General features: G+C 74.8%; 16 protein-coding genes. 12 read left to right on the forward strand and 4 right to left on the reverse strand.

Going from position 1 to position 14844, the window contains the following annotated elements; all coding sequences use genetic code 11:
• Positions 1–8 precede the first annotated feature (8 nt).
• The 4 genes from AB0B41_RS22865 to AB0B41_RS22880 all read left to right on the forward strand — a co-directional run bounded on the left by AB0B41_RS22865 (position 9) and on the right by AB0B41_RS22880 (position 3968).
• Positions 9–275 carry a metal-sensitive transcriptional regulator gene (locus AB0B41_RS22865; RefSeq protein ID WP_358206469.1) on the forward strand — a complete coding sequence of 89 codons (267 nt, stop codon included), beginning with the start codon at positions 9–11 and terminating at the stop codon, positions 273–275.
• 71 nt (positions 276–346) lie between these two features.
• A complete protein-coding gene (locus AB0B41_RS22870; protein WP_358206471.1) occupies positions 347–1762 on the forward strand; it encodes a rhodanese-like domain-containing protein in 1416 nt (471 codons plus the stop codon).
• A gap of 42 nt (positions 1763–1804) precedes the next feature.
• Complete coding sequence (locus tag AB0B41_RS22875; RefSeq protein ID WP_358206473.1) at positions 1805–2425, forward strand: rhodanese-like domain-containing protein; 621 nt, start codon at positions 1805–1807, stop codon at positions 2423–2425.
• Between the two features lie 85 nt (positions 2426–2510).
• On the forward strand, positions 2511–3968 hold the full coding sequence (locus AB0B41_RS22880) for a multicopper oxidase family protein (RefSeq protein ID WP_358206475.1): 1458 nt from the start codon (positions 2511–2513) through the stop codon (positions 3966–3968).
• 35 nt (positions 3969–4003) lie between these two features.
• On the opposite strand, the gene AB0B41_RS22885 is transcribed toward AB0B41_RS22880, so the two are convergent.
• Positions 4004–4192 (reverse strand): hypothetical protein, encoded by a 189-nt coding sequence (locus tag AB0B41_RS22885; protein WP_358206477.1) that lies wholly within the window; start codon positions 4190–4192, stop codon positions 4004–4006.
• A 361-nt stretch (positions 4193–4553) separates the two neighbouring features.
• Here AB0B41_RS22885 and AB0B41_RS22890 point away from each other — a divergent pair, with 361 nt between their 5' ends.
• The 4 genes from AB0B41_RS22890 (at position 4554) to AB0B41_RS22905 (ending at position 7851) form a co-directional block, all read left to right on the forward strand.
• The gene (locus tag AB0B41_RS22890) at positions 4554–4967 is read left to right on the forward strand and encodes a carboxymuconolactone decarboxylase family protein (protein ID WP_358206480.1); all 414 of its coding nucleotides are present in this window, start codon (positions 4554–4556) and stop codon (positions 4965–4967) included.
• Positions 4968–5068: 101 nt separating this feature from the next.
• Positions 5069–5410 (forward strand): rhodanese-like domain-containing protein, encoded by a 342-nt coding sequence (locus tag AB0B41_RS22895; RefSeq protein ID WP_358206482.1) that lies wholly within the window; start codon positions 5069–5071, stop codon positions 5408–5410.
• On the forward strand, positions 5410–6282 hold the full coding sequence (locus AB0B41_RS22900; RefSeq protein WP_358206485.1) for a sulfite exporter TauE/SafE family protein: 873 nt from the start codon (positions 5410–5412) through the stop codon (positions 6280–6282). The genes AB0B41_RS22895 and AB0B41_RS22900 overlap by 1 nt, the downstream gene beginning before the upstream one ends.
• A gap of 189 nt (positions 6283–6471) precedes the next feature.
• Complete coding sequence (locus AB0B41_RS22905) at positions 6472–7851, forward strand: rhodanese-like domain-containing protein (protein ID WP_358206487.1); 1380 nt, start codon at positions 6472–6474, stop codon at positions 7849–7851.
• A gap of 72 nt (positions 7852–7923) precedes the next feature.
• Here AB0B41_RS22905 and AB0B41_RS22910 read toward each other — a convergent pair whose 3' ends face one another.
• The gene (locus AB0B41_RS22910) at positions 7924–8340 is read right to left on the reverse strand and encodes a hypothetical protein (protein WP_358206490.1); all 417 of its coding nucleotides are present in this window, start codon (positions 8338–8340) and stop codon (positions 7924–7926) included.
• 149 nt (positions 8341–8489) lie between these two features.
• On the opposite strand from AB0B41_RS22910, the gene acsA reads away from it, so the two are divergent.
• From acsA to AB0B41_RS22930, 4 genes are read left to right on the forward strand one after another with little or no spacing between them, the layout of a single operon-like run.
• Complete coding sequence (acsA, locus tag AB0B41_RS22915; protein WP_358206492.1) at positions 8490–10280, forward strand: acetate--CoA ligase; 1791 nt, start codon at positions 8490–8492, stop codon at positions 10278–10280.
• Positions 10277–11254: a pyruvate dehydrogenase (acetyl-transferring) E1 component subunit alpha gene (pdhA, locus tag AB0B41_RS22920; protein WP_358206494.1), complete on the forward strand. Its 978-nt coding sequence runs from the start codon at positions 10277–10279 to the stop codon at positions 11252–11254. The genes acsA and pdhA overlap by 4 nt, the downstream gene beginning before the upstream one ends.
• Entirely contained in the window at positions 11251–12243 is a 993-nt protein-coding gene (locus tag AB0B41_RS22925; RefSeq protein ID WP_358206496.1) for an alpha-ketoacid dehydrogenase subunit beta, read from the forward strand. The genes pdhA and AB0B41_RS22925 overlap by 4 nt, the downstream gene beginning before the upstream one ends.
• A gap of 1 nt (position 12244) precedes the next feature.
• Positions 12245–13609, forward strand: a complete 1365-nt coding sequence (locus AB0B41_RS22930; protein ID WP_358206499.1) for a dihydrolipoamide acetyltransferase family protein — start codon at positions 12245–12247, stop codon at positions 13607–13609.
• 25 nt (positions 13610–13634) lie between these two features.
• On the opposite strand, the gene AB0B41_RS22935 is transcribed toward AB0B41_RS22930, so the two are convergent.
• Positions 13635–13901, reverse strand: a complete 267-nt coding sequence (locus tag AB0B41_RS22935; protein ID WP_358206501.1) for a DUF1876 domain-containing protein — start codon at positions 13899–13901, stop codon at positions 13635–13637.
• A 220-nt stretch (positions 13902–14121) separates the two neighbouring features.
• Positions 14122–14679, reverse strand: a complete 558-nt coding sequence (locus tag AB0B41_RS22940) for a hypothetical protein (protein WP_358206503.1) — start codon at positions 14677–14679, stop codon at positions 14122–14124.
• Positions 14680–14844: the final 165 nt, after the last annotated feature.

Genomic DNA, 14844 nt, shown 5'->3' on the forward strand with positions numbered 1-14844 from the left:
GACGTGCCATGGACGTGAACGCGGCGAAGCTGACCGACGTGGTGGCACGCCTCAAGCGCGTACAGGGCCAGCTGGGCGGGATCATCCGGATGATCGAGGAGGGTCGCGACTGCAAGGACGTGGTCACTCAGCTCGCGGCGGCCTCACGTGCACTGGACAAGGCCGGCTTCAAGATCATTTCGACTGGCTTGCGCCAATGCATCACAGAAGAGGCGGACGGTTCGCAGCGAGTGAACGAGGACGAGCTGGAGCGCCTCTTCCTCTCTCTGGCCTGACCCGCCCCGCCGGACCCCGGTACCGACGCGTCCGCGCCACATACCCTACGGGGTAGGGAAGGAGCTCCTCCGTGACCGACGAGAACCGGACGACCGACCGGGCCGTGTTCCGGGTCGAGACGATCGAGACCACCAGCCTCGGCGACCGCAGCTACCTCGTCCACGACGGCGAGACCGCGGTCGTGGTGGACCCGCAGCGCGACATCGACCGGGTCACCGGGCTGCTCGACGCGGGCGGGCTGCGGCTGTCGCACGTGGTGGAGACCCACGTGCACAACGACTACGTCTCCGGCGGGCTCGAGCTGGCCCGCGCCACCGGCGCCACGTACGTGCTCGCGAGCGGGGACGACCTGCACTTCGACCACCACGCCGTCACCGACGGCGAGGTGCTCGAGGCGGGCCGCCTGCGGCTGCGTGTGCTGCACACCCCCGGACACACCCACCACCACGTCAGCTACGTCCTGCAAGACGCGGACGGACAGGTCCACGGGGTGTTCACCGGCGGCTCGATGCTCTACGGCGCCACCGGACGCACCGACCTCGTGCGCCCGGAGGACACCGCGCAGCTCACCCACGCCCAGTACCACTCGGTGCGCCGGCTGGCCGCCGAGCTGCCCGCCGACACCCCGGTGTTCCCGACCCACGGGTTCGGCAGCTTCTGCTCGGCCACCCCGACCAGCGGCGACGCCTCCACCGTCGGCGCGCAGGCCGAGGTCAACCCCGCACTGACCCTGGCCGAACAGGACTACGTCGACACCCTCATCGCCGGGCTCGGCGCGTTCCCCGCCTACTACGCCCACATGGGCCCGCTCAACCGGCACGGCCCCGACCCGGTCGACCTGTCGCTGCCCGAGCCGGTCGACCCGGCCGAGCTTCGCCGCCGACTCGAGGCCGGGGAATGGGTGGTCGACCTGCGCGAGCGCACCGCGTTCGCCGCCGGACACCTCGCCGGCTCGCTCGGCTTCGAGCTGTCCACCCACTTCCTGACCTACCTGGGCTGGCTGTACCCGTGGGGCGCCCCACTGACCCTGATCGGCGAGTCCGCCGAGCAGATCGGGCACGCCCGCCGCGAGCTCGTCCGGATCGGGATCGACCACCTCGCCGGTGTCGCCCACGGCGGGATCGACCGCCTCGCCGACGGCCGGCCGCTGCGCACCTACCCGGTCAGCGACTTCGCCGGGCTCGCCGCCGCCCTGGCCGAGCGGCCCGACGGGTTCACCGTGCTCGACGCCCGCCGCGACGACGAGCGCGCCGGCGGCGGGGTCCACGGCTCGATCCACATCCCGATCCACCAGCTCCTCGACCGGCTCGACGAGGTCCCCGAAGGCGAGGTGTGGGTCTACTGCGGCTCCGGCTACCGCGCCGCCGTCGCCGCATCGATCCTCGACCGGCCCGGCCGCGACCTCGTCCTGGTCGACGACGACTACGCCCACGCCACCGACGCCGGCCTGCACACCGAGCAGCCCGAACCCGCCCGCGCCCGGTAGGTCCGGGCGCCCGTACCCGACCGCACGACGACTGGAGGACCAGTGACCACCCTCTCCGGCGGCACCGCCGACCCCGCACCCGGCCATGGCGTCGACCCGTGGACCCTGCGGACCTGGATGGAGGCCCCCGAACGCCTCACGATCCTCGACGTCCGCAGCCCCGCCGAGTTCCAGACCGTGCACGTCCACGGCTCCTACAACATCCCGCTCCCCCTGCTCGGTGAGCACGCCGCCCACGTCGCCGACCGGATCGACCACCGGACAGTGCTGGTCTGCCAGTCCGGGGAGCGGGCCGGGGACGCCCGCCGGCGCCTGGCCGCGGTCGGCATGGGTGAGCTGCACGTCCTCGACGGTGGCCTCCCGGCCTTCGAGCGCGCCGGTGGCGAGGTCGTGCGCGGCCGCGCCCGCTGGGCACTGGAACGCCAGGTCCGCCCGGTCGCCGGCAGCCTCGTCACCGCCGGGGTCCTGGGCAGCCTGTGGAAGCGGCCCGCGATCGCGCTCGCCGGGGCCATCGGCGCCGGGCTCACCGTCTCGGCGCTCACCGACACCTGCGCCATGGCCCGGCTGCTGTCCGCGCTCCCCTACAACCGCACCGGCGAGGCCCTCGGCCCGGCCCGTGTCCTCGACGCGCTGGCCGGCGACAACCGCCGAGCGGAGCGGTAGCGGGCCACTGCTGCGGTGCAGGGGCCGTTCTCCCCTGCTCCGAGGCCCCATCCGCGGACGCCGTGGCGAGTGGAGGGAGCGTGCGATGACGCGCATCAGCCGCCGCCGGGCATTGGCGCTCGGCGGTGCGGGGCTCGCGGCCGCGATCGCCGGCGCCGCCGGCTGGGCGGCCACCGACGGCCCGATCGCCCGGGTGGGCGACCTGGACCCGGGCGGCTCCACGGACGAGGGGCTCGCCCGGCCTGCCGAGCTGGTCGCCCGCGACGGCCGGTTGGACGTCGAGCTGGTCGCCGCCGCGGGGGTGCGGGTCGCGGGCCGCGACGCCCGCGCCCTCGGGTACAACGGATCCTCACCGGGGCCGACGCTGCGCGTGCGGCCGGGCGACGAGCTGGCGGTGCGGCTGACCAACCGCCTGGACCAGCCCACCAACCTGCACACGCACGGCCTGCGGGTCTCCCCGCAGGGCAACGGTGACAACCCCTTCGTCCAGATCGAGCCGGGCGCGTCGTTCGACTACCGCTACCGCGTTCCCGCCGACCACCCACCCGGTACGCAGTGGTACCACCCGCACCACCACGGCATGGTCGCCGATCAGCTCTTCGGCGGCCTCGCCGGCGCCCTGCTCGTCGACGGCGGTCCGGCGCTCCCCGTCGCCGACGACCGGGTCCTGCTCGTCACCGACATCACACTCGATCCGGACGGCTCGGTCGCCGCCGTCGGCCCCACGGACCGGATGCGGGGGCGCGAGGGTGACCTGGTGCTGGTCAACGGGCAGCACCGGCCGATGGTGCCGGCCACGTCCGGCCACGCCCAGCGCTGGCGGATCGTCAATGCGTGCACCTCGCGGGTGTTCGCGCTGCGGTTGGAGGGCCACCCGCTCACGCGGATCGCACAGGACGGCACCTTCCTCCCGAGCCCGGTCGCGGAGAGCCAGGCGGTACTCGCGCCGGGCAACCGGACCGACGTCGTCGTCTCGCCCGTGGGAGCCGGGCGCTTCGCGCTGATCCTCGATCCCGTCGACCGTGGCGACGGCATGATGGGCGGCACCCGGTCCGGCGGACCCCTCACCCTCGCCACCCTCGTCGTCGACGGGCCGGCGGCGTCCGCGCCCGCGTTGCCGGCCACACTGCCCGCCGAGTCTGCGACCGCGGCCGCCACCGCACGGCGGTCCACGACGTTCCGGATGGGCATGGGCGGCCCCATGGGGGGCGGCGGTCAGGCGGTCATGACCATCGACGGGCGCACGTTCGACCCGGACCGTGACGACCAGATCGTGGCGGCCGGCACCGTGGAGGAGTGGACGGTCCTCAACTCCGGTCCGCTCACCCATCCGTTCCACCTGCACGTCTGGCCGTTCACGGTGGTCGCCGCCAGCGACGGCCGGCCGACGACCGGGGTCCCCGAGGACGTGACGCTCGTGCCCGCGGGCGGCTGGGTGAAGATGCGCATCGCCTTCACCACCCACACCGGCCGCAGTGTGTACCACTGCCACATCCTCGACCACGAGGACGCCGGGATGATGGCCACGGTCGTGGTCCGGTGAGACCTCGACCGGCCGGGGGCCGCGTCGGCGCAGGGTCAGAAGGGGACGGACGACGAGTGCGCCGCCCGGACCGCGGCGCCGATGCGCCACAGCAGGGACGTCCACCGGGCCGGCTCGCCGTGAGGCGGCTCCGGCTCGACGGTCCGGGGGTCGCACGGCGTGCGGTCTCGCCCCTCCGGATCGGACAGGCGAGTGGTGGTGACGGGGCGGGCGTGTGCGCGCACGGCAGGGTCCTCGGGGCTGGTCGGAACGGACGACGGGCGCCGACCCGGATCGACCGGCGGCGCTACGACTGCGGGCGACAGCGCCGGTCGTCGACCGAGAGCTGGTCCGCCGCCAGGAGGCACACGCAGAACGCGTGCGGCGTCGACCTGCCCCGGGAGCTCACCGAACCAGCACACCATCCGTCCGGCCGGGCGGCAAGGGGATGTGACGACGTGGCACCGGGGCCGGGGCCGTCCGGCGGCCGGGATGCGGGCCGAACGACGCCCGGTCGGCGTTCCTCCGACCGGAGACGGGCGCCGGCGCCCCGCACGAGACTCGACCTGACGGAAGCAGGTCCCGCCGAGGACGCGGAGGTCGGACATGGGACACCACGAGCACGGAGCGGCGGTGCGGGACGACGTGCGCGAGCTGGGTCGGGAGCTGCGTCGGGCGATCCCCGCGGTCTATCGCGGCTACGCCGGGCTGCACGAGGCCGCGCTGGCCGACGGCGCCCTGGACCGGGGCACGAAGGAGCTCATCGCGCTCGCCATCGCGGTGAGCCGGGAGTGCGACGGCTGCATCGCCGCGCACGCCCAGGGTGCGGCCGCCCACGGTGCGAGCGAGGCCCAGGTGGCCGAGGCGCTCGGCGTCGCGATCCTGATGAACGGCGGGCCGGCCACGGTCTACGCCCCGCGCGCCTTCGACGCGTTCCGCGAGTTCGCCGCGTCGACCCCGGCGGGTGGGCAGGACGCTCCGGCCTCCGGCCTCGCCGCGCGCGGCTCCCCCCAGCGGTAGCCCCTCCCGGTCGCTCGTGCGCCGTCGCTTGCCGCCCGACAAATGACCGTACATTATGGCGGCGTTCCTACCGAATGAGAAGGAGCATCGGAGGCCACCTCATGAGCGCAGCAGACCCCGTCGACCAGGTCGACCCCGCCGAGGCGCACCGACTCGCCGCGCAGGGGGCCCTCCTGCTCGACGTCCGCGAGCCCGCCGAATGGGCGGCCGGACACATCCCGGGCGCGGTCCACCTGCCGCTGCTCGCGGTCGAGCCGTCGGCCGTCCCCACGGACCGGGTCGTCGTGGCGGTGTGCCGGTCCGGACGCCGCTCCGGGGAGGCCGCGCGGCTGCTCGCCGCCGCCGGACGGGACGTGCGCAACCTCGCCGGGGGCATGCAGGCGTGGGCGGCGCAGGGCGGGGCCGTCGTCCGGGACGACGGCACGCCGGGCAGCGTGGCCTGATGATCGTCCTGGCGGCGCTGCTCGGGCTCGTCATGGGCGCCGTCATCGGGGGCCTCGGCGGCGGCGGCGGGGTCCTCACGGTGCCCGCGCTGGTCTACCTGCTGGGGCAGTCGGCCCAGGCCGCGACCACGGCCAGCGTCGTCATCGTCGGCGTCACGGCCGCCGCCGGAGTGATCGCGCGCGCCCGGTCCGGAGGCGTCGACTGGCGGACGGGCGTGATGTTCGGCCTCGTCGGGGTCCCGGCGGCCTGGCTGGGCACGGCCGTCAACCACCGCGTCGACCAACCCACGCTCATGCTCGCGTTCGCGGGTCTGACCCTGATCGCCGCGCTGGCGATGCTGCTCGACGCCCGCGGCAAGCGGGCCGCCGGACCCGCCGCCCCGGACCCGACCGGCGCCGAGCCGGACACGGACGACGGCGCCGCGCCGGCACGCGCCTCGGACGGTGCCGGGGGTGGGACGGTCCTCGCGGCGGACAGGCGATCGCGGGCGGGTCCGCTCCTCGCCTTCGCGGCCGAGGTCGCCGGGGGTGGTGCTGCGGTCGGCTTCCTCACCGGCTTCCTCGGCGTGGGCGGCGGGTTCCTCGTGGTACCGGTGCTGGTGATCATGCTCCGGATGCCGATGACCCTCGCGATCGGCACCTCGCTGCTGATCATCGCGCTGAACTCCGCCTCGTCGATGGTCTCGCGCCTCGGCGCCCTCCATCTCGACTGGCGGATCGTCGTGCCGTTCACCCTGGCCGCCGTGGTCGGCACGCTCCTCGGCAAGCGGATCTCCGACCGGCTCTCCGGGCGCACGCTCGGGATCGCGTTCGCGTGGCTGCTCGTCGGGGTCGGGTTGTTCGTCGGCATCCAGAACCTGCTGGCCCTCTGACCACCGTCGATCTGCAGTGCGGGCGACGCTCGGCAACAGCGCGAGCGCGCGACGAGCGGAGAGGGGTCGTCGGACCCGCGGGACGCCAGGCCCTTCGCCTCCGGAGAAGGGGCCGGTCACCGGGAAGGATCGGGATACCCCCGGGGGTTCCCCTCCTATCAGCACGGTCAACAGCGAGGAGCGCCGCTCATGATCTTCACGCAGTACTACCTGGACTGCCTGTCCCAGGCGTCGTACCTGGTCGGGGACGAGACGACGGGGCAGGCGGTCGTCGTCGACCCCCGTCGCGACGTGGGCGAGTACCTCGCCGACGCGCACGCGCACGGTCTGCGGATCGTCGGGGTGATCGACACCCACTTCCATGCCGACTTCCTGGCCGGGCACCTCGAGCTGGCGCAGGCCACCGGAGCGTGGATCGGGTTCGGCTCCCGGGCACGGGCCGAGTTCCCGGTCCGCCACCTCGGCGACGGTGAACGCGTTGCGCTGGGCGACGTGGTCCTCGAGGTCTGGGAGACCCCGGGGCACACCCCCGAGTCGATCAGTGTGCTCGTGTACGAACACGCCCGCGACGAGGTGCCCTACGGTGTGCTCACCGGGGACGCGCTGTTCATCGGCGACGTCGGCCGGCCGGACCTGCTCGCCTCGATCGGGCACACCGCCGACGAGCTGGGCCGGATGCTCTACGCGTCGGTACGACGGCTGATGAGGCTGCCCGACGAGGTCCGGGTCTTCCCCGCCCACGGCGCCGGCTCGGCCTGCGGGAAGAACCTGTCCACCGAGCGCTCGTCGACCATCGGCGCGCAGCGGACCGGCAACTACGCGTGCCGGGCGATGGACGAGGAGGACTTCGTCGCCCTGGTGACGGCGGGCCAACCGGCGGCACCGGACTACTTCGTCCACGACGCGGTGCTCAACCGCCGCGCCCACGAGGTGTTCGACCCCGCGCGGCACGCGCAGCCGCTCGACCTGGCCGAGGTGCTCCGGCTGCAGGAGGCCGGAGCGGTGGTGGTCGACGCCCGCGACCCTCAGGAGTTCGCCGCCGGTCACCTGGGCGGGGCGCTGAACGTCCCGGCCGACGGCCGGTTCGCCGAGACCGCAGGCACTGTCGTGCGCCCCGACGAGCAGGTCGTCGTGGTCGCCCCGCAGGACCGCGAGGAGGAGATCGTGGTTCGGCTGGCCCGCATCGGGTTCGACCGCGTCGCGGGCTACCTGCGCGAACCCGAGGGCGCGTTCCTCGGCGCACCGGAGCGGATCGCCCGCGCCGGCCGGGTGACCGCCCCGCAGCTCACCGAGCTGCTGCACGGGCCGCTGCGTCCGGTCGTGGTCGACGTCCGCAACTCCGGCGAGCTCGCCCGGGGTGCCATCCCGGGCGCCTGGCACATCCCGCCCGCGCAGCTGCCGAACCGGCTCGCCGAGATCCCGTCGGACCGGCCCGTGGTGGCCTACTGCGCCGGCGGCTACCGCTCCAGTGTGGCCGCCTCGCTGTTGCGCCGCGCCGGATTCGCCGATGTGTCCGACCTGCTCGGCGGGTACGGGGCCTGGACCGCGCTCGCCCATTCCGTGGCCTGACGACCGCGGCCGACGGTGGAGGAGACCTCCCCGCCCGCAGGCGGGCCCTGACGGGGGCGCCTTCGGGTCGCCCTACCGATCGGCCTGCAGCGCGGCGGCCAGCGCGAGCGCTGACCGGTAGGGCTCCGCAGCGGAGTCGGTGCCCGGTCGCTCCACCCCGGCTGCGAGGGCGGTGAGGAGGTCGGCCAACGGTTCGGTGACCCGCGGCTCCCCCACGTGGCCGACCCGGGTCGGCCCGGCCGCCGCGGGCTCCGCGGCGGCACGGGACGACGGGCTCGGCAGGTCCTTCGCGCTCAGCGGGTGCCCGTGTCCTTCCTCCCCGACGACCTCGGGGTCCGGATCGGCCCAGCGCCAGGGTCCCCGTGCCGCAGCCGCGCACGACGCCCGCAGCTCGGCCGCGGCCGCCCGGAGCGCCGCTCCCGCTGCCGCTCCCCCGGTGCCGGTCTCACGGTGCCGACCCTGCTCGCCGGCGGATCCGATCCGAGTCATGGCCGGGACGCTAGGGCGGTGGGACGCCAGCAGGCTCGGGTCGTCAGCCCTCGACGTCGTCCCGGTCCCGCGGGTCGGGGACGGAGGTCCCCCCGGCGCGAGGCCCCGGGCCCCTGCCCTGTCGGCGCCACCTCCACGACCCTCGTGCCATGTCCTACGGCACGATCGGCAAGCCGGACCACGTCCGGCGCGCCGCGATCATGGGTGACTACGGACGCGCCCGGCGCGAGTTCAGCTGGACGCACGCCGGGCTGGAGCTGTCGGGGCTCCCGGGCGGCGCCGGGCTCAACATCGCCCACGAGGCCGTCGATCGGCATGCCGCCCACCCCGCCCGCCGGGGCCGGGTCGCCGTGCGGTTCCTGGACCGCGACGGCGCGGTCCACGAGCTGACCTACGGTGAGCTCGCCCGGCGTAGCAACCGGTTCGCGAACGTCCTGGACACCCTCGGGGTGCGCCCCGGCGAACGCGTCTTCACCCTGCTCGGCCCGAGGCCCGAGCTCTACGTCGCCGCACTCGGGACGCTGAAGGCGCGGGCGGTGCTGGCCCCGCTGTTCTCCGCCTTCGGCCCGGAACCGGTGCGCCGCAGGATGGAACTCGGCGAGGCCGCGGTCCTGGTCACGACGTCGGCACTGTACCGGCGGACCGTCGCCCCGATCCGGGCCGCCCTGCCCGGCCTGCGCCACGTGCTGTTCGTCGGCCCGCCCGGCGAGGACGGCTGCTCGCTCGACGACCTGCTCGACACGGCGAGCCCGGAGTACCGCATCGCTCCCACCGATCCGCAGGACCCGGCGTTGCTGCACTTCACCAGCGGCACGACCGGCACCCCCAAGGGCGCCCTGCACGTGCACGAGGCCGTGGTCGCCCACCACGCCACCGCCCGTGCGGCCCTGGACCTGCGGCCCGACGACGTCTACTGGTGCACCGCCGACCCCGGGTGGGTCACCGGCACCTCCTACGGGATCGTCGCGCCGCTGGTCGTCGGGGCGACGCTGGTCGCCGACGCCCGCGAGTTCGACGTGCGCCGCTGGTACCGCGTCCTCGACGAGCAGCGCGTGACGGTCTGGTACACCGCGCCGCCCGCGCTGCGGATGTTCATGGCGGCCGGCCCGGAGGAGGCGCGGCGGCACGACCACTCGGCGTTGCGGCTGATCGCCAGTGTCGGCGAGCCGCTCAACGGCGAGGTCGTGGTGTGGGCGGACGCGGTGCTCGGCCGGCCGGTCCATGACACCTGGTGGCAGACCGAGACGGGCGCCATCATGATCGCCAACTTCGCGGGCTCGGACATCCGGCCCGGTTCCATGGGCCGGCCCGTGCCCGGGATCGGCGCCGGGCTGCTGGAGCAGGGTCCGGACGGGCGCGCGCTGGTGGCGCCCGACGGCCGGGTCAAGGTGCTGCACGGCGCGGCGGAGGGCGAGCTGGCACTGCGCGCGGGATGGCCGTCGATGTTCCGCGGATATCTGGGCGCCCCGGAGCGGTACACCGCCTGTTTCGCCGACGGTTGGTACCTCACCGGCGACATCGTGCGCCGCGACCACGACGGCTGGTACTGGTTCGTCGGCCGCGCCGACGACGTCATCAAGTCCGCCGGCCACCTGGTCGGGCCCTTCGAGGTCGAGAGCACGCTCATGCGGCACCCGGCGGTCGCGGAGGCGGGCGTGATCGGCGTTCCGGACCCGGCCGCCGGCGAGTTGGTCAAGGCGTTCGTGACGCTGCGGGCGGGCGCCGAGCCGAGTGAGGAGCTGCGCCGCGAGCTGCTCGCCTTCGTCCGCCGCGAGCTCGGCGCGGTGGCCCCGAAGTCGATCGAGTTCGCCCCGGCGCTGCCTCACACCCGCAGCGGGAAGGTGATGCGCCGGCTGCTCCGGGCCCGCGAGCTCGGGCTGCCCGAGGGCGACCTCTCCACACTGGAGAACGCCGCGACCCTGACGGCGGGCGCACCGTGAGCGGCACCGGCGCCCGCGGTCTGTTCACGACGATGCTGCGGATCCGGCGCTTCGAGGAGCGGTGCGTCGAGCTCTACAGCGCGGGTGCGATCCGCGTCTTCCTGCACCTGTGTGTCGGCGAGGAAGCGGTCGCCGCCGGTGTGCTGGCCGCGTTGAGCGCCGAGGACGCCGTCGTCTCCACCTACCGCGAGCACGGGCACCCTCTCGCGCGGGGCGTGCCGATGGAGTCGCTGCTCGCCGAGATGTTCGGCCGCGTGACCGGCTGCAGTCGCGGACGGGGCGGCTCGATGCACCTGTTCGACGCGGGCCGGCGCTTCTACGGCGGCAACGCGATCGTCGCCGGTGGCATCCCCGTGTCCGTCGGTCTGGCCCTCGCCGACCGGCTGCGCGCGCGGCCCCGGGTCACCGCCTGCCTGTTCGGCGACGGCGCGGTGGCGGAAGGCGAGTTCCACGAGTCGCTCAACCTCGCCGCGCTGTGGCACCTGCCGGTGGTGTTCTGCTGCGAGAACAACCGGTACGCGATGGGCACGGCGCTCGCCCGCAGCCACGCCGAGACCGATCTCGCGTTGCGCGCGGGGTCCTACGGGGTCCGGTCGTGGGCGGTCGACCGGATGGACGCCGTCGCGGTGCGCGAGGCCACCGCGCTCGCCGTCGACACCGCACGCGCGGGCGGCGGGCCCTGCTTCCTGGAGCTGCGCACCTACCGCTTCCGGGCGCACTCGATGTACGACGCCGACCGCTACCGGGACCGTGCCGAGGTCGAGGCCTGGCGCCTGCGGGACCCCGTGGACCTGCTGGCCGCGGCCCTCACCGCCGACGGGCTGCTGGACGACGCGGCCCGCAAGGAGCTCGATGAGGCCGTCGGCCGGGAGATCGACGAGGCCGTGCGCGCGGCCGAGGCGGCGCCCGTCGAGCCCGTCGAGGACCTCATCCGATTCGTGACCACCACGACTGACCCGGGGGTCGCCCGGTGACCGTGACCGCCGAACCCCGGACCCTCACCTTCCGCGAGGCCTTTCGCGAGGGTCTGCGCGAGGCCCTGGCCGCCGACGACCGGGTCTTCCTCATGGGCGAGGACGTCGGCCGCTACGGCGGCTGCTTCGCCGTGAGCCAGGGCCTGCTCGAGGAGTTCGGCGAGGAGCGGGTCCGGGACACGCCGCTGTCCGAGTCGGCGTTCGTCGGTGCCGGCATCGGCGCCGCGCTCGGCGACACCGTGCCGATCGTCGAGATCATGACGGTCAACTTCGCCATGATCGCGCTCGACCAGATCGTCAACAACGCCGCGACCCTGCGGCACATGTCCGGCGGGCAGCTCAACGTGCCGCTCGTCGTGCGCATCCCCACCGGGCCCGGGCGGCAGCTCGCCGCCCAGCACTCGCACACCCTGGAGGGGTGGTTCGCGCACGTCCCGGGCTTGCGGGTGGTGGCGCCCGCGACCCTGGAGGACGCCCGCGGCATGCTCGCCACCGCGCTCGCCGACCCGGATCCGGTGCTCGTCTTCGAGCAGATCGGGCTGTACGGCGTGCGCGGGGAGCTGGCCGCGTCCACCGGCCCGGTCGACCTCGACCGGGCGGTGGTGCGCCGGGCCGGGTCCGACGTCACGGTGGTGGCCTACGGCGGCACGCTGGCCCCTGCCCTCGAGACGGCCGTCGAGCTGGCGACCGGCGAGGTCTCCGCAGAGGTCGTGGACCTGCGCACGCTCCGCCCGCTCGACACCGCGACGGTGCTCGAGTCGGTCGCCCGCACCCACCGGCTCCTGGTGGTGGACAACGCGTGGCGCACCGGCGGACCCGGGGCGGAGATCGTCGCGCGGGTGGCGGAGGAGGCCCTCGACGAGCTCGACGCCCCGGTCGAACGGATCGGCGCCGTCGAGGTGCCGATCCCCTACGCCCGTCAGCTGGAGGAGGCGGCGTTGCCCTCGGTCGGGCGCATCGTCGAGGCGGCCCACCTGGCGGTCCGCTGAGATGGCCGAGTTCACGATGCCGGCCCTCGGTGCCGACATGACCGAGGGCACCGTCCTGGAGTGGCTCGTCTCACCCGGTGACGAGGTCCACCGCGGCGACGTGATCGCCGTGGTCGACACCGACAAGGCGGTCATCGACGTCGAGTGCTTCGACTCCGGGGTGGTGCAACGGCTGCTCGTCGACGTGGGGCGGAAGGTGCCGGTGGGCACGCCGCCACCCACACCGCCGGAGCCGGTGCCCCCACCCGAACCAGGGCCACCCCCCGAGCCCGGTCCCCCCGTGCCGCCGCCCGAACCCGGGCCACCACCGGAGCCCGGGCCGACGCCCGGGCCGTCGTCCGTCCCGTCCGGGCCACGGGTCGGGTCACCCCTGGTCCGGCTCCACGCGGCCGAGGCGGGGATCGACCTGAACACCGTGCCCGGCACGGGTCCCGGAGGGAGGATCACGCGAGCCGACCTGGAGCACGTCCTGCACCCGGTCGAGCGCGCGCGGCACCGGCCGAGGGTGACTCCGTACGCGCGTCGGCTGGCCGTCGAACGCGGACTGGACCTGGTGTCGATCCGCGGCTCGGGCCCGCGTGGACTCGTCCGGGCCAGAGACCTGCCGGAGCCGGCCGTGGTCCCACCGGCCCCGCGCCCCGCACGGGACCCGCGCCGCGCGACGGCCGCGCTGATGGCGCGCTCCAAACGCGAGATCCCGCACTACTACCTGGGCACCCAGGTGGACCTGGCCGCGGCGCTGGAGCGCCTGCGCGCCCACAACAGGAGCATCCCCGTCCAGGACCGCGTACTGCCGGCGGCGCTGCTCCTGCACGCCGTCGCCCTGGGCCTGCGCGCGGTTCCCGAGCTCAACGGGCATTGGATCGACGACGCCTTCCGCCCCTGCGAGAACGTCCACCTCGGCGTCGCGGTCTCGCTCCGGGGCGGCGGGCTCGCCGTACCCGTGCTGCGCGACGCGGACGCCCTCGGGCTCGACGCACTCATGCGCGCCCTCGCCGGGGCGGGGGCACGCGCCCGCGGCGGGCACCTGCGCTCGTCGGAGGCCGGCGGCGCCACGGCGACCGTCACCAACCTCGGTGAACTCGGCGTCGACAGCGTCACCGGTGTCATCTATCCGCCGCAGGTCGCGCTGATCGGTATCGGCGCCGTACGCGCCCGGCCATGGGTGGTCGAGGACGCCGTCGTCCCCCGTCCGGTCGTGGACCTCACGCTCGCGGCGGACCACCGCGCCAGTGACGGCGCCACCGGCGGACGGCTCCTGCGGGAGATCGCCCGCCTGCTCGGCCGGCCCGAGGACCTCGTCCCCGGAGCGGACGCCGGTGATGCGGACCCCGAGGAGACCGCCACCGGCGCCGGGCCCCGGTGATCACTGCTGCCGTGCCGACGCGAGATCAGCCGCCGCTCCGTGCCTGTGCATTGGCCCGTTCCAGGTCGCCCGCGGTGATGTCGAGCAGCCGGTGGGTGAGCTCCGACAGGGCCCGTGCTGCCGCGAGCTCGTCGCCGATCTCGGGCACGTCCCGGTCCGCCGGGTTCAACCGGGCCAGGCCGGTCCCCACCACGCGGTCGCTGTCCCGCGTGTGCAGTCGCGCCACCGCGCGTGTCCTGCCCTCGTACTCGTCGATGTCGATCGACACGGTCCAGCGCTTCGCCTCGTGCACGACGTCCTCCTGCGTTCGGCCGGATCTTCGAGGGACACTGCTCCGGATGTGGCCGCGGCAGGAGTGCCGTCCTCCCCGTCGGGCCCGGCCGAAGGACTTCCCGTCCTCACGAGCAGACCGTCGTGGCCCGGGCGTCGGTGCTGCACCACGACGAGTGCGGCGGGCAGGTCCGCGGCCGGCGGCCGCAGGACCCGGACCAGGCACGTCCTTCTCCGGTCCTTCACGACGCCCTCCGCTCGGAAGGCGTGCCACTGGGAAGGGGCAGGCGTCCGTCGACGAACCCGTCGCGGTCCAGTCCCTCGAGCACCACGTGGGCGACCGAGCCCCGCACGGACACGAGGCCCAGCACGCGCGTGAGCCGCGCCGCGTACCACTCGGCGCGATCGGCCCCGTCCCACTCGTAGACGCCGCGGTAGACCCGGGTCCACGGGTCGGCGAGCCAGAGCTTGGTCACGAAGCCCGGGAAGCCCGCGAACGCCGGTGTGCTGGCCGCACAGATCGAGCGGAACACGGTGTGCGCCCACCGCGCTCGGCCGACCCACCGCAGCCGGAACCGGACCACCAGCACGACCGGGTCGGCCGGACGTCGTCCCCTGACGGTCGTCTCCCGGAACACCCTCGACCGCGAGCCGTCGTCGCTCCGCACCCAGCGCCCGATCAGGCCCGCCGGCGCCGCGAGGGCACTGGTGGCGAACAATCGAGTCGCCTCCACGGTCGACCGCGTGATCGCCAGACAGATGTCCCCCATGCCCGGCCGGCTCCGAGCTCGCGCCGTCACCGGTCGCTCCGCTCCGCGTCCGCGAGCGCGGTCCGCAGCCGTTCGTGCTCGACGAGGTCGATCTCCCCCGCCGCCAGCCGCTCGTCGAGGATCCGACGGGCCCGGCCCGGGTCGCGGGCGTCGTCGCCGGCGGCGGGGAGGCCGCGCCGGGCCACGGCCACGGTG

This window comes from Pseudonocardia sp. NPDC049154 (assembly GCF_040648315.1).
GTDB lineage: Bacteria > Actinomycetota > Actinomycetes > Mycobacteriales > Pseudonocardiaceae > Pseudonocardia.